The 18,432-nt window shown below is 62.1% G+C and carries 19 protein-coding genes; 8 read left to right on the top strand and 11 right to left on the bottom strand.

All coding sequences use genetic code 11. From position 1 onward, the window contains the following. The first annotated feature begins 153 nt into the window (after nucleotides 1-153). From ACOSV0_RS34235 to ACOSV0_RS34210, 6 genes are all read left to right on the top strand, one after another. Entirely contained in the window at nucleotides 154-873 is a 720-nt protein-coding gene (locus ACOSV0_RS34235) for a FadR/GntR family transcriptional regulator (RefSeq protein ID WP_434112187.1), read from the top strand. Between the two features lie 90 nt (nucleotides 874-963). Then, a complete protein-coding gene (locus ACOSV0_RS34230) occupies nucleotides 964-1,731 on the top strand; it encodes an SDR family oxidoreductase (protein ID WP_434112184.1) in 768 nt (255 codons plus the stop codon). Nucleotides 1,732-1,811: 80 nt separating this feature from the next. Beyond that, complete coding sequence (locus ACOSV0_RS34225) at nucleotides 1,812-3,104, top strand: MFS transporter (RefSeq protein ID WP_434112182.1); 1,293 nt, start codon at nucleotides 1,812-1,814, stop codon at nucleotides 3,102-3,104. A 107-nt stretch (nucleotides 3,105-3,211) separates the two neighbouring features. Further along, nucleotides 3,212-4,540: an MFS transporter gene (locus tag ACOSV0_RS34220; protein ID WP_434112180.1), complete on the top strand. Its 1,329-nt coding sequence runs from the start codon at nucleotides 3,212-3,214 to the stop codon at nucleotides 4,538-4,540. 58 nt (nucleotides 4,541-4,598) lie between these two features. Then, nucleotides 4,599-5,639, top strand: coding sequence for an L-idonate 5-dehydrogenase (locus ACOSV0_RS34215; protein ID WP_434112178.1), 1,041 nt, complete (start codon nucleotides 4,599-4,601; stop codon nucleotides 5,637-5,639). Between the two features lie 55 nt (nucleotides 5,640-5,694). After that, nucleotides 5,695-6,942 carry an enolase C-terminal domain-like protein gene (locus tag ACOSV0_RS34210; RefSeq protein ID WP_434112177.1) on the top strand — a complete coding sequence of 416 codons (1,248 nt, stop codon included), beginning with the start codon at nucleotides 5,695-5,697 and terminating at the stop codon, nucleotides 6,940-6,942. A 14-nt stretch (nucleotides 6,943-6,956) separates the two neighbouring features. Here the strand turns inward: ACOSV0_RS34210 and ACOSV0_RS34205 are convergent, their stop codons facing one another. Beyond that, on the bottom strand, nucleotides 6,957-7,529 hold the full coding sequence (locus tag ACOSV0_RS34205; protein WP_434112176.1) for a chromate transporter: 573 nt from the start codon (nucleotides 7,527-7,529) through the stop codon (nucleotides 6,957-6,959). 2 nt (nucleotides 7,530-7,531) lie between these two features. After that, nucleotides 7,532-8,098, bottom strand: coding sequence for a chromate transporter (locus ACOSV0_RS34200; RefSeq protein WP_434112174.1), 567 nt, complete (start codon nucleotides 8,096-8,098; stop codon nucleotides 7,532-7,534). A 268-nt stretch (nucleotides 8,099-8,366) separates the two neighbouring features. On the opposite strand from ACOSV0_RS34200, the gene ACOSV0_RS34195 reads away from it, so the two are divergent. Together ACOSV0_RS34195 and ACOSV0_RS34190 are read left to right on the top strand one after the other, a co-directional pair. Continuing rightward, nucleotides 8,367-9,080, top strand: a complete 714-nt coding sequence (locus ACOSV0_RS34195; protein ID WP_434115980.1) for an alanyl-tRNA editing protein — start codon at nucleotides 8,367-8,369, stop codon at nucleotides 9,078-9,080. 28 nt (nucleotides 9,081-9,108) lie between these two features. Continuing rightward, nucleotides 9,109-9,963, top strand: coding sequence for an AraC family transcriptional regulator (locus tag ACOSV0_RS34190; RefSeq protein ID WP_434112173.1), 855 nt, complete (start codon nucleotides 9,109-9,111; stop codon nucleotides 9,961-9,963). Between the two features lie 134 nt (nucleotides 9,964-10,097). Here ACOSV0_RS34190 and ACOSV0_RS34185 read toward each other — a convergent pair whose 3' ends face one another. The 9 genes from ACOSV0_RS34185 to ACOSV0_RS34145 all read right to left on the bottom strand — a co-directional run bounded on the left by ACOSV0_RS34185 (nucleotide 10,098) and on the right by ACOSV0_RS34145 (nucleotide 18,419). After that, nucleotides 10,098-10,496 carry a hypothetical protein gene (locus ACOSV0_RS34185; RefSeq protein WP_434112172.1) on the bottom strand — a complete coding sequence of 133 codons (399 nt, stop codon included), beginning with the start codon at nucleotides 10,494-10,496 and terminating at the stop codon, nucleotides 10,098-10,100. A 157-nt stretch (nucleotides 10,497-10,653) separates the two neighbouring features. Then, nucleotides 10,654-11,334 carry an RraA family protein gene (locus tag ACOSV0_RS34180; RefSeq protein WP_434112170.1) on the bottom strand — a complete coding sequence of 227 codons (681 nt, stop codon included), beginning with the start codon at nucleotides 11,332-11,334 and terminating at the stop codon, nucleotides 10,654-10,656. Further along, nucleotides 11,331-12,371, bottom strand: coding sequence for an amidohydrolase family protein (locus tag ACOSV0_RS34175; RefSeq protein ID WP_434112169.1), 1,041 nt, complete (start codon nucleotides 12,369-12,371; stop codon nucleotides 11,331-11,333). The genes ACOSV0_RS34180 and ACOSV0_RS34175 overlap by 4 nt, the downstream gene beginning before the upstream one ends. 96 nt (nucleotides 12,372-12,467) lie before the next feature. Beyond that, nucleotides 12,468-13,790, bottom strand: a complete 1,323-nt coding sequence (locus ACOSV0_RS34170; protein WP_434112168.1) for an MFS transporter — start codon at nucleotides 13,788-13,790, stop codon at nucleotides 12,468-12,470. Between the two features lie 243 nt (nucleotides 13,791-14,033). Beyond that, nucleotides 14,034-14,933 carry a LysR family transcriptional regulator gene (locus tag ACOSV0_RS34165; RefSeq protein WP_434112166.1) on the bottom strand — a complete coding sequence of 300 codons (900 nt, stop codon included), beginning with the start codon at nucleotides 14,931-14,933 and terminating at the stop codon, nucleotides 14,034-14,036. Continuing rightward, a complete protein-coding gene (locus ACOSV0_RS34160; protein ID WP_434112164.1) occupies nucleotides 14,930-15,871 on the bottom strand; it encodes a LysR family transcriptional regulator in 942 nt (313 codons plus the stop codon). The genes ACOSV0_RS34165 and ACOSV0_RS34160 overlap by 4 nt, the downstream gene beginning before the upstream one ends. 29 nt (nucleotides 15,872-15,900) lie before the next feature. Continuing rightward, nucleotides 15,901-16,617, bottom strand: a complete 717-nt coding sequence (locus ACOSV0_RS34155; protein ID WP_434115978.1) for an EthD family reductase — start codon at nucleotides 16,615-16,617, stop codon at nucleotides 15,901-15,903. A 2-nt stretch (nucleotides 16,618-16,619) separates the two neighbouring features. Continuing rightward, nucleotides 16,620-17,192, bottom strand: a complete 573-nt coding sequence (gene hpaC / locus ACOSV0_RS34150; RefSeq protein ID WP_434112162.1) for a 4-hydroxyphenylacetate 3-monooxygenase, reductase component — start codon at nucleotides 17,190-17,192, stop codon at nucleotides 16,620-16,622. A 9-nt stretch (nucleotides 17,193-17,201) separates the two neighbouring features. Then, nucleotides 17,202-18,419, bottom strand: a complete 1,218-nt coding sequence (locus ACOSV0_RS34145; RefSeq protein ID WP_434112161.1) for an acyl-CoA dehydrogenase family protein — start codon at nucleotides 18,417-18,419, stop codon at nucleotides 17,202-17,204. Nucleotides 18,420-18,432 lie beyond the last annotated feature (13 nt).

Genomic DNA, 18,432 nt, shown 5'->3' with positions numbered 1-18,432 from the left:
TGCGGCATTCCCCCCACCGCGACACCCCCTCCAATTCCGGCTACCTCCCCACCGGCAACCCTTTCCGGCCAGCACTACGGGTGAACCCGTATTGCCACGATACCTCCTCACGCCTATCTTTCTACATCATACGTATGACATAGAGAGCAAATCGTGGCAACTTTGCACAGGCAGGTCCTGAATCAGATGGGCGAGCAGATCTGTTCAGGCAAATTCATGCCCGGCGACATTCTTCCCGCCGAGCCGGTTCTGGCCGAGCAGATGCAGGTGAGCCGCATCACCATCCGCGAGACGATGAAGTCGCTCTCCGCCAAGGGCATGCTGCAGGTGCGCCGCCGTTACGGCACGGTGGTGCTGCCGCGCGCGCAATGGCAACTGTTCGACCCGGACGTGATCATGTGGCGCGCGCGTGCGAGCGCCGTCGAGCCTGGCCTCATCGAAGATCTGATGGAGCTGCGCATGATCATCGAGCCGAACGCAGCCCGGCTTGCCGCGAAACGCGCGACTGACGAAGACCGCCTTGCGATCCGGCGCGCTTTCAAGGCAATGGAGCGCGCGGTCGCCGGCCACGGCGAATACGTTCCCGCCGACCTCGCGTTTCACGGCGCCGTTCTTATTGCCTGCCACAACCAGTTCGTCCAGCAGATGCAGAACGCGCTGTCGGCGATTCTGCGCACCAGTTTCGAACTCAGTTCCGAAATTGCCGGAGGGCCGGCCCGTTCGCTGCCGATGCACGAAGCACTGTGCGTCGCGATCGAGAAGGGCGATCCCGAGGCGGCAGAAGAGGCGGTGCTCACGCTCATCAAACGCGCCGAGCAGGACTTCGAGGATCGCGCTCTGCTGAACCGGACTGCTAACGACCAACCTGCGTAGCGATCTCCGTAACCCATTTCATCGCGACCGTCATCGGCATCGCGAGGGGCGCACTCGCGCCTCGTTTCTGAACGTCGAAAGGAAAAACGCATGACACAGTTATTCGATCTGAGCGGCCGCACGGCGCTCGTTACCGGCTCGGCGCGCGGTATCGGTTTCGCGCTCGCAGAGGGACTGGCCGCTGCCGGTGCGAACGTGATCCTGAACGGCACACGCGCCGATACGGTCGCCGAAGCGGCCGCGCGTTTGAGCAGCAAGGGTTTCAAGGCGCAAGGCCGCGCCTTCGACGTGACCGACGAAAGCGCCGTCGCCGAAGCGTTCGCGCAGTGGGACAAAGACGGCGTGCAGGTCGACATCGTGATCAACAACGCCGGCATCCAGTTTCGCAAGCCGCTCGTCGAGCTCGAACTGAGCGACTGGCAGCGCGTGATCGACACCAATCTGACGAGCGCCTTCATCGTCGCGAAACAGGCCGCACGCCGCATGATCGCGCGCGGCACGGGCGGCAAGATCATCAACATCGGCTCGCTCACGAGCGAAGCCGGGCGCGCCACAGTCGGTGCGTATACGGCGGCGAAGGGCGGCATCAAGATGCTGACCCGCGCCATGAGCGCCGAGTGGGCGGCCTCGAACATTCAGGCGAACGCGATCGGGCCGGGCTACATCCTGACCGACATGAACAAGCCGTTGATCGAAAACGCGGCCTTCGACGCGTGGGTCAAGAGCAGCAATCCTTCGCAACGCTGGGGCAAGCCGGAAGAACTCGTCGGCACGGCGGTGTATCTGGCTTCGCCGGCATCGAGCTATGTGAACGGTCAGATCATCTATGTCGACGGCGGCTGGCTGGCCGTTCTTTAAATGCAGGTTCACGCGAGTCGAGCAAAACAAATAACCACTCGCGCCAGATAGTTCGTGCGCCGTACCGATCCGGAGACATCATGGAAAGCGTCAAACCCGTAGCAACTCAAAGATGGTGGTATCTGATGCCCATCATCTTCATCACGTATAGCCTCGCCTATCTCGACCGCGCGAACTACGGTTTCGCTGCTGCAGCCGGAATCGACCGGGACCTCGGCATCTCGCACGGTACGTCTTCACTGATCGGCTCGCTGTTTTTTCTGGGTTACTGCCTGTTTCAGGTGCCCGGCGCGATTTACGCACAACGCAATAGCGTGAAGAAGCTGATCTTCTTCAGCCTGATTCTGTGGGGACTGTGCGCGGCGGCGACCGGCATGGTAAGCAATATTCCGATGCTGATGGCGTTGCGCTTCGTGCTCGGCGTAGTGGAGGCCGCCGTGATGCCGTCGATGCTGATGTATATCAGCCGATGGTTCACGCGCAGTGAACGTTCGCGGGCCAACACGTTCCTGATTCTCGGCAATCCGGTGACGGTGCTGTGGATGTCGGTGGTGTCCGGTTATCTGGTTCGCAGCTTCGGCTGGCGCGAGATGTTCATCCTCGAAGGCCTGCCGGCGATCGCATGGGCGGTGGTCTGGTGGTTCACGGTGAAGGACCGTCCGGCCGACGCGCCCTGGATGAGCGACGCAGAAAAGATCGAACTCGAAGCACGTCTGACGGCCGAGCAAGCCCATATCGCGCCGGTGCGCAATTACAAGGCGGCGTTCCGTTCGTCGATCGTGCTCAAGTTCTGCGCGATTCACGCGCTGTGGAGCATCGGCGTGTACGGCTTCATTATGTGGCTGCCGTCGATCATCAAGGCTGCCTCGACGATCGATATCGTCTCGGTCGGCTGGCTCGCCGCCGTGCCCTATCTCGCCGCGATCATCCTGATGCTGCTCGCTTCGTGGCTTTCGGACAAGACGCGCAATCGCAAGCTGTTCGTGTGGCCGCTGCTGCTCGCCGGGACTATTGCGTTCGTTGCGTCCTATCTGATCGGTGGTTCGCACTTCTGGATTTCGTTCGTTTTGCTGGTCATTGCGGGCGCAACGATGTATGCGCCGTATGGCCCATTCTTCGCACTGGTGCCGGAGCTGATTCCGGGCAACGTGCTGGGCGGCGCGATCGGTCTTATCAACGCTTGTGGCGCGCTCGGCGCATTCCTCGGATCATGGGTAGTGGGTTATCTGAACGGCCTCACCGGCAGTCCTGCGGCCTCGTATATTTTCATGGCGGGCGGTTTGCTGCTCTCGGTGATCCTGATGATGACCGTGCCCGCGAATGCCGACGAACACGCGAAACGTGACGCTTCATTGTCGTTGCATCGCACGTAACGCCTGATGAATTGCGCGCACCAGTCCAGCGTTCCCGGCGCTTCGATGCGGGCAGGACTGGCAGACGCCTGCCCGTGCGGCAGGCCACCCAATCAAATGGACTGCTGATGAAACTCCAGGGCACTTCCACCTTGAGCACCGGGCCGGCGCGTTCAGCGGTCGCGGCCAAAAGCACGAAAAAACGTTTCATTGTCGGTTTCCTGCTATTCCTCGGCATCGCCGTCAACTACATGGACCGCAGCAATCTTTCGCTGGCGGCGCCGCTGCTTGGACGCGATCTGAATCTGAGTGCTGTGCAACTCGGGTTGATTTTCTCGGCGTTCGGCTGGTCGTACGCGATTCTGCAGATTCCCGGCGGCATGCTCGTCGATCGTGTGAAGCCGCGTGTGCTCTATGCGATCCTGTTGTGCGGATGGTCGGTGGCGACCTGTCTGCAAGCGGCAGTGAACGGTTTCTCGGCCCTGTTCGGTCTGCGCGTGATGCTCGGCACGTTCGAAGCGCCGTCGTATCCGATCAATAACCGCGTCGTCACCACGTGGTTTCCCGAACGGGAGCGCGCCACGGCGATTGCGTTCTACACCTCCGGGCAATTTGTCGGCATTGCGTTTTTCATGCCGCTGCTCGTCTATATCCAGGCGACGTTCGGCTGGCGCGGCATGTTGTTCTTCACGGGCGCCGCAGGTGTGGTGTACAGCATCGTGTGGTTTATCTTTTATCGCGATCCGAAAGACAGCAAGGCCGACGAAGCCGAACTCGATTACATCCGGCAGGGCGGCGGTCTGGTCGATGCCGGCGAGCAGGGCGGCACCCGCAAAGGCGGTTGGGCCGATTTCAAACACGTGCTGAAGAACCGCAATATCTGGGGCGTGTTTATCGGGCAGTTCTGCCTGTCGTCGATCCTGTGGTTCTTCCTCACGTGGTTCCCGACCTACCTTGTCAAGTATCGCGGAATGACGACCATCAAGATGGGCTTCATGGCGTCGGTGCCGTTCCTCGCGGCCTATGTCGGCATTCTGTGTTCGGGTTTCCTGTCGGACTTCCTGCTCAGACGCGGGTTTTCGGTCGGTTTTGCGCGCAAGGTGCCTATCGTTTCCGGACTGGTGCTCGCAACATCGATCATTGGCGCCAACTACGTGCAGGACCAGACCGCCGTCATTCTGTTCATGTCGTTGGCCTTCTTCGGTAACGGCATGGCGTCGATCACCTGGGCATTTGTCTCGGCGCTCGCGCCGAAGAGCCTGATTGGCCTGACCGGCGGAATGTTCAACTTCATGGGCAATCTGTCGGCCATTGTCGTGCCGATCGTGATCGGCATGCTGGTCAAGGACGGGCACTTCGAATCGGCGCTGGTGTTCATCGGGTCTCTCGCGCTCATCGGGGCGCTGTCTTATGTATTTATCGTCGGCAAGATCGAACGTATCGTGTTGCCCGAATGATTCGCGTGAAGTGGCGTGGTCTTCGCGGTCAACGAAACTATTGAAACAGGAGTCGGTTATGGAAGCGCGCGCCTGCGTTTTGCACGCAGAAAAGGATTTGAGAATCGAAGCCGTCGATGTGGCGGACATCGGCGAGAACCAGGTGCTGGTTCGCATCGGCGCAGGCGGAATTTGCGGCTCCGATCTGCACTATTACCTGCATGGCGGCTTCGGTGTCGTGCGCGTGAAGCAACCGATCGTGCTCGGTCATGAAGTCGCCGGGACGGTCGAGGCTATCGGCAGCAACGTCACCCGCGTCAGGCCGGGCGATCGCATCGCGCTGAATCCGAGCCGTCCGTGCGGACATTGCAAGTTCTGTCTTGCGGGAGAACAGCAGCATTGCACCGACATGTGGTTCTACGGCAGCGCCATGCGAGTCCCGCACAGTCAAGGCGCGTTTCGCGAGCTGATCGCCGCGGAGGAATATCAATGCGAACCGGTCGGAACTGCGGTCTCGCTGGGCGAGGCGGCGTGTGCCGAACCATTGGCCGTGGCGCTGCATGCCGTCAGCCAGGCCGGCTCCGTGACAGGCAAGCGCGTACTGGTGACCGGCTCAGGTCCGATCGGCGCGCTGGTCGTAGCGGCCGCCCGCCATGCCGGCGCGCTCGAAGTAGTGGCCACCGACATCCACGACGCACCCTTGAAGAAAGCCACGGAAATGGGCGCCACCCGCACGCTCAACGTATCGGTCGAGCCAGGTCTGAAGGCGGATGAATTCACCGCGGAAAAAGGCTATTTCGATGTCGCGATCGAATGTACCGGGGCGGCGGCGGTGCTGAAGGACGTGATTCCCGCATTGCGTCCGCGCGGCACCATTGTGCAGGTCGGCGTCACGGGTGACGTGCCGATTCCGATCAACGCGCTGGTCGGCAAGGAAATCCGTTTGCAGGGCGCGTTTCGCTTTCACGGCGAGTATGCGCTGGCCGCGCGGCTCATCAAGGAAGGCCGTATCGACGTGAAGCCGATCATCACCGCCACGCTGCCGATCGAGCGCGCAATCGAAGCATTCGATCTCGCGGCGGATCGCAGCGCGCAGATGAAAGTGCAGATCACGTTCTGACGAACAACCCGGCAACGCGCGTCCGATTCATTGATTCGATTTTGGCAGACAGAACATGGCAACCCTGATTACCGATGTAAAGGTCATCCTGACCGCGCCGGAAGGCATCAACCTGATCGTCGTGAAGATCGAGACCAACCAGCCCGGCCTGGTGGGTCTTGGCTGCGCGACGTTTGCCTACCGGCACGTGGCGGTGAAATGCCTCATCGAGGAATATCTGCGGCCGTTGCTGATCGGCCGTGACGCCGAGGCGATCGAGGAACTGTGGCAACTGATGCATCAGAACGCGTACTGGCGCAATGGCGCGATCGAGAACAACGCGATTTCCGGTGTGGATATGGCGCTGTGGGACATCAAGGGCAAGATGGCGAACATGCCGCTCTATCAGCTGTTCGGCGGCAAGTGCCGTGAAGGCGTGCCGATCTATCGCCATGCGGATGGCCGCGATCTGAATGAGTTGTGCGAGAACATCCAGCGGTATCGCGAGCAGGGCATCACGCATATTCGTTGCCAGAGTGGCGGCTATGGCGGAGGCGGTTTCGGCAAGGCGCCCGCGAGCGCGCCTCAAGGCGCGGCGGACGGCGTCTACCTCGACAGCAGGAAGTACATGCGGGAGACGCTCAAGCTGTTCGACGGCATTCGCAGCAAAATTGGTTTTGACGTCGAGTTGTGCCATGACGTGCACGAGCGTCTGAAACCGGTCGAGGCGATCCGTTTCGCGTGCGAGCTGGAACAGTACGAACTGTTCTTTCTCGAAGACGCGATTGCGCTCGAGGAAGGCGAATGGATGCGTCAGCTACGCGCCAAAACAACCACGCCGTTGGCGCAGGGCGAGCTGTTCAACAACCCGTACGAATGGCGGTTTCTGATTACCGAGCGCCTGGTTGATTTCATCCGCGTGCATCTCAGCCAGATCGGCGGCATCACGGCGGGACGCAAGCTGCAGATCTTTGCCGAGCAGTTCGGGGTAAGGACCGCATGGCACGGCCCGGGCGATATGTCGCCGCTGGCGCATGCGGCGAACATCCATATCGATCTCGCCGCGCGCAATTTCGGTGTGCAGGAATGGTCGGGGACCGAGCCGCCGAACTTCGTGATCCAGGAACTCAAGGGGCCGCGAGAGGCTCTGTTGGATGTGTTCCCTGGCTTGCCCGCATTCAGGAACGGCTACGTTTATGCCAATGACAAACCGGGCCTGGGCGTCGACCTCGACGAGACCGAGGCAGCGAAATATCCGTGCGAGAACACCGTGACGACGTGGACGCAAACGCGCTTGAAAGACGGCACGCTGCAGACGCCATGATGAAAGCCCACACGCTAGCTCGCGATATGCACCTGAAGCATAGCCGGCAGGGTGGCGCCGAGTTCGGACAGGCCCAGCAACACCAAGGCGCCGCAAAGCAATAGAAGCAGCGGATTGATTCGCGTGCTGAGCAGCGTTGCTACTGAAACGAGGGCAATCGCTTTGGCCGGGAGCCCGCCGTCGAGCGACTTCAGCAGAACCCAGCCCGCGGCGAGGATCATGCCGGAGGCAACCGGCCGTAGTCCGCGCTCGAGCGCCAGTTGCCATGCCGCGCCCTGATAGCGTGTCCAGATGTGGGTCACGCCGTAGATCAGGATGCCGGTAGGCGCGAGCAATGCCAGCGTGGCCACGACAGCGCCCCAGAAACCCGCGATCTGCCAGCCGATCAAGGTAGCCAGCAGCGAACCGGGGCCGGGCGCCATGCGCGAGATGGCAAAGTCGACGGCGAACTGGGCATGCGTCATCCATCCATGCACGTCGACAACCTGCCGCTGGATATCGGCAATGATGGCCTGGCCCCCGCCTATCGTGACCAGTGACAGGGGCGCGAAAACTGCCGCTAGCTGTAGAAGAACGCGATTCGACATGGCTAGGCTTTGCGTAGTTTGATGTATTCGGCCAGCACGCTCAGGCCGCCGGCGCCTGCCACGACCCACACCAGCGGCAGGCGCAAGATGCCGACCGCGACGAAGGTGCCCGCAAGGAAGAGCAGCGGAAGGAGTCTGCGCCGCACCCGGAGCGCGGTTGTTACACCCATCGACAGCGACAGGCCGGTGGCCGCGGCGGCCGCGCCCGCGAGCAGTATGTGAGCGACCGGGAACTGCAGCAGATGACTGAAAAGCGTGCCGAGAACAATGATGAGAATAGCGGGCGGGACGATGATGCCGGTGACCGCCAGCAGCGCACCGCGCCAGCCGAGCAGACGGTGGCCGATCCAGATCGCCATGTTTTTGACGTTGATGCCCGGCAGCGCCTGAGAAATGGCCAGGCCGTTCAAAAAGTCTTCTTCACTGATCCAGTCGCGATCCTGGACAAATTCACGCAGGAGCCATCCGCTCAGGCCGCCGCCGAAACTGGTGAGCCCGATACGGCTGAATATAAGGAAAAGCCCGGTAAGGGTGGGTGCTCGACTCGCGTTAGCGATTTGTTTGGACATCGAATCTTCCAGTCAGATTGGCGTATGACGGGCGAAATATGGGCTCATGGCGAGCTTGCCCGGTCATGTGCGCCCGGAAAATTATATCAATCGGCGCTTTGTTTCCGGACGGCGAAATCGAGGTGGCTGCGCGCGCGATGGACGTGGCGAAGACGGGCGGCCATGATCCGGCCCCAGCCGTAAAGGGCATTTTTAACCAAGACGGCCCCCCGCGAGACTGGGTATGCTAGGCAACATCAGCCATTTCATTTCATGCGGGGACATCAAGGTGGCGCACTATCTTTGCCATGAGCAGCCGGATTTACTCGAGTTCGAAACGAGCGTGATCGCCTCGCGGCCCGGCGCCGTCGTGCTGGGCCGCACGGCCTTGCACCCGGGCGGCGGCGGCCAAGTGTCGGACGCCGCGACGCTGACGCACGCGCACGGCGCCGTCCGCATTACCGGCGTCGCGCCGGAAGGCGGCATGCTATGGCATCTTCTCGACGAGCCGCTCGAACTGAACGGCAACGTGCACGTGGCCGTCGACGCGGCCCGGCGCGCCACCGTCGCCCAGCTTCATACGGCCACGCATATTCTCAACGCCCTCGTGTATCAGCGCTTTGCCGGCGCGCTCGTGACCGGTGCGCAGATTAATGCCGACGGCACTGCCCGCATGGACTTCGATCTGCCCGAAGCGGATAACGACGCGCTGCGTCTGCTGGAGGAGCCTGTCAACGAGGTGATCCACAGCGCCATGGACGTGCGCACCTACTACGTGAGCGCAACGGAAGCGAAGTCGACCCAGGGCCTGATCCGCAGCCTCTCGGTGGCGCCGCCGCCGACATCCGACGGCACGGTGCGGATCGTCGAAATCGGCGACCTGGACCGGCAGGCCTGTGGCGGCACGCACCTGACCAATACGGTGCAATCGAGACCGATCCGCATCGTGAAGATCGAGAACAAGGGGCGGCGCAATCGCCGGGTCAGAATAGAATTGGTCTAACAGGCATCCAGGACAGCAGAGAGCGGCCATGGACACATCGGATAAAAGCGAACCGGAGGTGGTGTGCTGGCGAGACGGCGCGCTCGATGGCGCCTGCCTCGCGAGCGCCCGCTACGGCGAGCACAAATTCGACCGGCATCTGCATGACGAACTCGTCATTGTCATGACGCAAACCGGCGCGGGCCAATGTCATACGCGCAAGGGCAGCGACGTCGCCGGACCTGGCAGCGTGCTGGTGTTCGGGCCGGGCGAATATCACAGCGGCGAGGTGTGGGAAGGCCGCGAATGGATTTATCGCGCCATCTATCTCGACATGGAGGGTTTGGGCGCGCTGAGCGCCGTGTTCTCACCCGACTCGCGTCCCGACAAACCGCTTCTGATTCCGCCGGGGCTCTACCAGGATGCGCACCTTGCCGGTCTGCTGACCAAGGCGCATGCCAGTCTAGACGACCAAGGCGCGGTCTCGCTGATGGAGCGGCAGGCGAACTGGTGGGCCGCAATGGGCATGCTGGTCGGACGATATGGGCAATCGCGGCTCGAACTCGGCGAAGGGCGGCGCGAAGCCCGCAAGATGGCGCAGGTGCGCGAGTACGTCGCCGCCAACTATGCGCGCGATATTCCGGTCGACGAACTGGCGGAACTGGTGGGGCTGAGCCGCTATTACCTCACGCGTGCCTTCTGTAAAGAGTTTGGATTGCCGCCGCATGCCTATGCAACGCAGGTGCGGTTGCTCGCGGCAAAACGGATGCTTGCAGCGGGACATAGCGCGGCAGCGGCCGCCGCTGCGGTGGGCTTTTACGATCAAAGCCATCTCAACCGGCTTTTCAAGCGGGCCTATGGGATTACGCCGGGGACGTATGCGGCGCTGAGGCCTGGGCATTAGACGCTTTAGGTTCCCGCTGCCGGAATGCTGTGCGTTGTTACTCGGCCCTCATGGCCGCTGCGAGCGTGACTGCAGGTTACTTCAAGTGACTGGGAAGACGATCGGGCGTCACTGGCGAAGTACCGCCTGCCGATTTATTCAGGCAGCGGGACATCCTCGATCAGTATCGACTGCAAAGCGCGAATCCGCCGATCTACGAAGTAGCCACCACCCTCGGTGTACCGCAGATAAAGACGGCTGCACAACGCGCACTGCCAGACAGTACAGCGGTTGTACGGGAAGTAACGCGGCGCGATGGGTGCGTCAGCGGACCAGTAGCTCGTTTTGCCCGGCAGATACTCGCTGAACGTGGGCTCAGGATCGTCATCCGGCGCAAGCGTGCCGACTTCCTTCAATTGTGTTTCATCGAGAGAAAGCGGTTGCGATAGCCAGCCGTCCAGCGGTGTTCTGGTACACGTGCATGGCACAGCGGTGTGCTGTTCCGCATGTTGCGCGAGTTCAAGGAGCGTTGCTGCGTTCAGATGTTCCACCATGAGGGTCACGATTCCTGCGGGTTGGGGCGATGTTGGCCGATTCGCCGCGATTCATGGTACGCGACTCATGCGTACGCAACTTAGTACGCAACCTGGTACGCAACTCACTACGCAGCGAACCAGCAACATCATGCACGCTCCGGCGCCGCGCGTGAAGTCAGTTGTTCATCATCCGGTCGCGATGCGGCACGACCCACGAACGATCGAAACTGCCATTGGCGATCGACTTCAACGCCGCCGTTTCCTTCGCATGCTGACGCCGTGCGCCTTCGATCACCGCTTCCACGTCAGCGGGCGAGATCGCGAGCAAACCGTCTTCGTCGCCGACGATGATATCCCCCGGATGAACCACCATGCCGCCGACCGTGACCGGCACGTTGATTTCGCCAGGCCCGTTCTTGTACGGCCCACGATGCGTCACACCACGCGCATAGACCGGAAAATCGCGCTGACGTAGTGCACCGACATCGCGAATCGCACCGTCGATAACGAGGCCTTGCACGCCCAGACTCTCTGCGAAACTGGACATGATTTCGCCCATCAGCGCTTGAGTCAGGTCTCCGGCGCCATCGATCACGAGCACGTCGCCGGGCCGGCAAAAATCGAACGCGCGATGAATCGCGAGGTTGTCGCCGGGGCGGGTGTGGACCGTGACCGCGGTGCCGGCCATCGGCTTGGGCAGATGATATGGCCGCAAGCCGACCATGCCGGCCGCGCGCGCCATGTTGTCGCTGAGCAGCGAAACGGCCAGTTCACGCAATGCGTCGAGTGTTGCGGGGTTTGCCTGAGGCGCGGATTCGTGTTCGCGCCAGCCGATTGGATTCGTAGCGGAATTCATGACGTTGCTCCTTGCGTGGCGAATTGTTGCTCGAGTTGACGGGACAGCCGCGGGTAGACCGCGCGGGCGTTGTCTTCGTAAATACGCTGACGGTCCGCGTCGCTGAGCCATTCGATCGCGTCGATGTAGCGCCGCGTGTCGTCGTAGTGGTGGCCGGTTTCCGGATCGATACCCTGAACCGCGCCGATGGTTTCCGAGGCGAACAGGATGTTCTCGACCGGAATGACTTTGGCGAGCAGTTCGGCGCCGGGCTGGTGATACACGCAGGTATCGAAGAACACGTTCTTCATCAGGTATTCGCTGAGCAGCGGCCGCTTCATGTCCTGCGCGAGCCCGCGATAACGTCCCCAGTGATAGGGCACCGCGCCGCCGCCGTGCGGAATGATGAAGCGCAGCGTCGGGAAGTCGGCGAACAGATCGCCTTGCAGCAACTGCATGAACGCGGAGGTGTCGCCGTTGATGTAGTGCGCGCCCGTCGCGTGAAAATTCGGATTGCACGAGGAGGACACGTGAATCATCGCGGGCACGTCGAGCTCCACCATCGCTTCATAGAGCGGGTACCACGAGCGGTCCGTGAGCGGCAGTCCTGTCCAGTGGCCGCCGGACGGATCCGGATTCAGATTGCAGCCGATGAATCCCAACTCTTCCACGCAACGCCGCAATTCGGCGATGCAATTGGCCGGCGCCGTACCCGGCGCTTGCGGCAACTGGCACACGCCGACGAAATTGCGCGGGAACAGCGACACCACACGATGGATGAGGTCGTTGGATTCGCTCGACCAGACCGCATTGGCATCGGCCGGGGCGAGGTGGTGCCCCATGCCGGCGGCGCGCGGCGAAAAGATCGTGAGGTCGGTGCCGCGTTCTCGCTGGATGCGAATCTGGCCGGTTTCGATGCCCGCGCGAATTTCGTCGTCGGTAATGACGGGGCGCGGTGGCGGCGAGCCGCCGTCCTTCAGCGCGGCGATCTGCTGCGCGCGCCAGGCTTCGTGCTGTTTCGGCGAGGTGGTGTAGTGGCCGTGGCAATCGATGATCATGGTGTGAAAACCCGTTGGGTATCCTTGAGAGTGCTTAACTTTGCTTGCTATGTGCTCATAGGTCCGCGTTGTGCGTTACCTATTTCGCCACCAGGTTCATCCGCGCGGCGCGGGGTCGCCGGTTGCGAGCGAGACGTCGTCTTTTTCAGCCGGCGTGACGCGCATCACGAGTGCGATGATCGTCGCGACCACCAGAAACGCGGCGATCGTCAGCAGGGCCAGCTTGAAGTTGCCGGTCGCACTGCGCACCAGGCCGATGCTCCAGGGGCCGACCAGACCGCCGAACTGCGCGATGGTATTGATCAGCGCAATGGTCGCGGCACCCGCGGCACCGGTTCTGAACGACGACGCGAGGCTCCAGAACAGCGGGTTGCCCGCGTAGATGAACAAGCCGGTCAGACACAGCAGTGCGTAGGCGATCACGGGATTCGGCGCGTAGGCGCTACCGGCAATCGCCAGTGCGCTCATGCCGTACACGAAGGCGAGGTGCTTCTTGCGGTCGCCGGTGCGGTCGGAACTGCGGCTGATCAGGAAAGTGCCCAGCACGCCGAGCAACGGCGGCGCGGCGGACAGAAAGCCGACCTCAATATTGCTCAGATGACCGAGACTCTTGACGATCTGCGGCAGCCACAGGAACAGGCCATAAATGCCGACCAACGCGCAGCCGAACAGACACGCGAGGCTCCATACGCGGATGTCGCTCGCCACGCGCAGCAGCGGGAAGTGGGTATTGCCGCCGACAGCCTCGCGTTCGGCGGCGAGCGTCGATTCGAGCCAGCGCTTTTCGTCGTCGGAAAGCCAGGCGGCGTCGGCGGGACGTTCGGTCATGATGCGCAGCGTCAGCAGACCGAGCGCCATCGCCGGAACGCCTTCGAGGATGAACATCCATTGCCAGCCCTGCAAACCGAGAATGCCGTTCGCGTAGGTCATCAACGTGGTCGAGATCGGCCCACCCAGCACGGCCGAAAACGAACCTGCGATGATGTAGCCGCCCACCGCGCGAGCCCGGTAGCGCACCGGAAACCATTTGGTCAGATAGACCGCCACGCCCGGCAAAAAGCCCGCTTCCATCACACCCAGCAGAAAGCGCAACACGTAGAAGCTCGAATCGTTGAAGACGAAAGCGGTGGCTGCCGCGACCGCGCCCCACGTCAGCAGAATGCGCGCGATCCAGCGGCGCGCGCCGACCCGGTGCAGCAGCAGATTGCTCGGCACTTCCAGCAACATGTAGCCGAAGAAGAAAATGCTGCCCGCGAAACCGAACACAGCCGGACTGAAACCCAGCTGCTTGTTCATGTCCAGCGCGGCGAAACCGATATTGATCCGGTCGAGATAGTTGAAGAACATCATCGCGAAGAGCAGGGGCATTAATCGCCCGTACACCTTGCGCATGGTTGCGGTTTCATCGAATGAGGTCATGCTGTCTCCTACCTTGCAGCGACGGCCGGAGCCGTGGCTGCGTTCTTATGGTCGGCCTGCCGGATCGAATGCCGGCAGTGTCCGCTGGCCGCGCGTTTGGCGGCCGGATTTCAGGGGTCGCCGCCCGTGTCTGCATGAGCTGACGCGCTCATGAACGGGCGGGGCTGAAGCAAAGAACTTCATGATAAGAACGCGCGGACAGCGAGTCCAAGACCGCTTGCTTATGCTTGTATAGGTTTTTACTTATAGTGTGACGCCGGCAAGCGGCGCGGGGAGGCAGGTCAGGAAGGCGCGCAGATGCGGTGAAGCGTCGTCGGTGCGAAAGGTGGCCGCGAGCGTGGAGCGGTACGACGAGCCGGGACCGCTGAGGTGGCGGAATGCGACGTCGGTGCGTCCGTGCCGCGCCACCGATTCGCCGATGAACGTGACGCCCAGGCCCGCCGCCACGAGCGCGATCGCGGTCTGGATTTCATAGGCCTGGTGCGCCACGACCGGCGTGACGCCCGCGTCGCGATAGAGCGTCTGCACCGAACGTTTGAACTGCGCGTTCTGGTGCTTCGGATAGAGAATCAAGGGCGTATCGGCGAGATCGGTAATCCGCACGGTTTTGCGCGCCGCAAGCGGATGACTCGGTTCGAGCGCGACCATGACGCGCTCGCTCAGCAGCGGATAGGACGTGCAGCCGTCAATTGCCAGCGGTTGCCGCCCAATGCCGATGTGTATGCGCATATCGCGCAACGCATCGGTTTGCTCTTCGGTGAGCAACTCGAAGAGCTTGAGTTCGACCTGCGGGAACGCGTTGTGAAACGCCTTGAGCGCGGGCGGCAGGATGCTGTACATCGCCGAGCGCGTGAAGCCGATGCTGAGCCAGCCGCGCCGGCCGACGCCGATCTCCTGCGCCACGAGGCTCGCCTGTTCCAGCGAGCCCAGTATCTGACGCGCCTCCGTGCAGAGATAGTGGCCGGCCTCGGTCAGACTCAGCGGGCGCCTGGCCCGGTCGACCAGTTTCGTGCCGAGCCGTTCTTCGAGTGAACGGATCTGCTGGCTGAGCGCGGGCTGCGCGATATGCAGGCGTTCGGCGGCGCGGCTGAAATTGAGCTCCTCCGCCAGAATCACGAAGCACTGTAACGCCCTAAGATTCATGAATGTCTCGTCTCCGTGCCGGCCGGCGGCTGATGAAACAGGGTGTAAATCACATCGAGCAGCCACGCAATGCCCGGGTCCGCCGAGAATTGCGAGTGCGAATGAACCTGAATTTCAATGGGCGGCAGCGAGAACGGCAACGGCAGGATACGAAAAGCCTTGTTGCGGTTAAAGCGCTGCGCGATGCTCCTCGGGAAGATGACGGCGAGATCGGTATGTTGAACGATCTCGGGCGCCACCACGAAATGGGGCAGGCGCAAGACGATATCCCGGCGGAGATTCAGTTCCTCCAGCCATTGTTCGACCATCCGGTGTCCGGTGGCGTTTGTGCTGGCGTAGACGTAGCGCAAGCCCGCGAGGTCTTCCTTGGTCGGTTTCTGTTTGCGCAGCGGGTGGCCCGCGCGTACCACGCAGACATGTTCGTCGACGAACAGCGTCTTGCTCACGCAACCCGGATCGAGGCCGGGCACGTAGCCGAGCGCCAGATCGATCTTGCCGCTGCGCATGGCGGCGCTCACCGCGTCGACCGGGAAGTTTGCGATCTCGATACGAATGCCACGCGCGTTCTGCTCGAGCATCGTGAGAAGCGGCGGCAGAAAATAAAACTCCGACATATCCGACATGGAAACGTGGAAGACACGTTGCGCGGTGGCGGGGTCGAATTTCGCCAGTTGCTGGACCGCGACGTTGATGATGCCGAACGCCTGCGTGAGGGGCGCGTGCAAGCGCAACGCGGCGTCGGTCGGGAGCATGCCGGTGGGCGTTCGAACGAACAGCGGGTCGTCGAACAGCACACGCAAACGGCGCAGCGCATGGCTGACCGCCGGTTGCGTAAGACCGAGCCGCTCGCCCGCGGCGGTCAGGCTGCGCAGATCGGAGATAGCCAGAAACACGCGCAGCAGATTCAGATCCGTAATGCCGGGCTGCGACTTTGTCATGACGTTGGAATCCCGGCAATAAGCGGTGTTTATGTCGGTTTCAGATTACCGTAAATGCTGCGCATAGGGAAATGCGGGGTGGCCCCGCTGTACGGCGGAAATGCGTTGAAATCCTGCTTCATGTGCGCACGGATCGGCGCCGCCAGCGCCGCCACGAGCGCTTCGGGCGTGTCGAAGACAACCTTGTTGCGCTGCATCGCGACCGCGCGTGGAATGGTCAGGCCAGAGCGGAAATCGAGCCGCGTGTAGATTTCCAGTTCGCGAATGCCGGGCAGTTGCGCCATTAGCGGCGGATGATGGGTGATGTAGTGTGTGAGCCATGCGTTGAAATCGTCCGCTTCACCTTCGTAGCTGACGAGGTAGGTGCATCGTTCAGCACGAGGGTTTGTGTCGACTGGGCTCGGTGTGGCGAATGGCCTGACTGCCATGACCTGCTGTGCAAACGTAAGATTGGTACCGGCCGCATTCGCCATGCGATCGACGATCCTGTGCATCGCGCCGCCGGTTTGCAGCGCTGCTTCGAGCAAACCGAGATCGTCGAAATAGCATTGCAATGCGCAGCAGGGGCTCGACGTGTGGTTCTTCGACAGCGGGTCGCTATCCGGCAGTTCCACAGGAAGATGAATCACGCAACGCGTCAGCCCTTGTATTTCCCGCGACGCTGCTTCGAGCAACCAGGGATCGACAGGGGCGCGTGCGTTGCCTGTGCCGTCGCCGTAGGCGAAAAGAAAGAAGCAGACCTCCACGTTCACCTCGCGCCGTGCGCGGTCACGGACGGCGTTGCCGATGCCGGCCGTGTCAGGCAATGAAACTGCCGTCCGAAATAGATGAGCCCGTCGCCATCGGAGCGCAGCGCAATGTGCCGGATCTGCGCGAACATGACGGAGTGCGAGCCGACCGTCTTGATGTCGACGATTTCACCTTCAAGACTGGCAATCGCGTCCGCGAGCACAGGCGCCGAAGCATGTCCGCTCGCCCATGCATGCCGTCCGAACCGCTCGTCCATCGAACACGCCGTCATGCCCGCAAAATCACGCGCGAGGTCCTGGTACCCGGCGGCGAGCACATTGATGCATACGTTGCGGTTGCGATGCAGTACGTCGTGGACGTAGCTGGCCTGATTGATACAGACGAGCATGGTCGGCGGCGCGTCTGTCACCGAGCACACGGCGCTCGCTGTGATGCCGCAGCGACCGCCTGGCCCGTCCGTAGTGATGACGTTGACGGCGGCGGGCAGGCACGCCATGGCGTCGCGGAAACGCTTTCTGGTGTCTTCAGTCGTCACGTTCTGTGCCTCGTGGTTGGGGAGTGCAGGTCGCATCGGCAGGCATCAGGGAAAAGGCGTGACTGGCGGCACGCCGGCGAACAGCGCGCCGGACGCGTCATAAGTCCCTTCGCCAAGAAACGCGTGCTGCGTCACGACGATCGAATCCCGCACCAGACGTTGCAGCCGGTTCTCGCGATAGATCGCGGCTACCCCTGCCATCTGGTAAGCCTGCATCACGACTTCGGCACCTAGCTGCGCGGCATGCGTCGCACTTAAGCGCAGCAAATTGGCCTGTTCCTGCGTGACGGAATCGCCGGCCACGATGGTCGTCCATGCTGCCTCGGCGGACTCGTAGAAGAACGCGCGGGCACTGCGCCAGTTGGCTTCCGCTTTCGCAAGGCCCGAGCGGTAATAGCCTCGATCCGCGAGACGCGGCGCGCCGGTCGTGGTTTTGGTCGCGCCTGACATGCCCGTCAGCAGGTCGAGCGCCGCGCGCGCGAGGCCGATATTGACGGCGGCGTGCACTTGCGCCTGATAGGCGACGGCGGGGTAGCGATAGAGCGGCTCGTCGATCAACGGCTGGCCGCCGCGTACAAAGGTCCATTGCGTACCGACGAATTTGTCGTGCAAGCGCAAATCGTGGCTGCCGGTGCCCTGCATCCCGACGACGTTCCAGTTCTCGACGATCTCGACCTCATGCGCGGGAAACACCGCGGTGAATGGCTTGCCCGCGCCCGCATTGCCTGAATTGGCGGGCGTGCCGCCGATTCCCACGCCGATCCAGTCCGCGCCCTTGCAGCCGCTGGCGAATCGCCATTGGCCGCTGACCGTGAAACCGCCGGCTGCCTGGGTGGCCGGTTGCAGCGGATAGAGGCCGCCGGCGAAGACCTGGTCCGGGCCGGTGGCATAAATGTGCTGCTGCGTTTCGATCGGCAGCGCGGCGAGATACGTGTTCGCCGAACCGAATGCGGCGACCCAGGCGGTCGAGCCGTCGGCGATGGCGATGCGCTCGAGGATGCGCAGAAATTGCGGCGGCGGCAGCGCGTCGCCGCCGAAGCGTTGCGGCGTACTCGCGCGGAAAATTCCCGCGCGTTTCATCTTCGCGACCATGTCGCGCGGAACATGCGACACCTGATCGAATTCGTCACGGCGACGCTCGATCTCGCCGATCAGCGCGTCGAGTGTAATCGGACCTGCGTACTCAGGATAAGGATCCGCGTGACCGATCGCGCGAGGTTCGTAGGCGTACGTCGAAAGACTGCTTGTCTGGAGGCTTTGCATGATGACAACGTAA

The organism is Paraburkholderia caffeinilytica (assembly GCF_051027425.1).
In the GTDB taxonomy this organism is placed as follows: domain Bacteria; phylum Pseudomonadota; class Gammaproteobacteria; order Burkholderiales; family Burkholderiaceae; genus Paraburkholderia; species Paraburkholderia caffeinilytica_A.
Note: the sequence above shows the minus strand (reverse complement) of the source record. Positions and strands in the feature narration are given on the sequence as shown.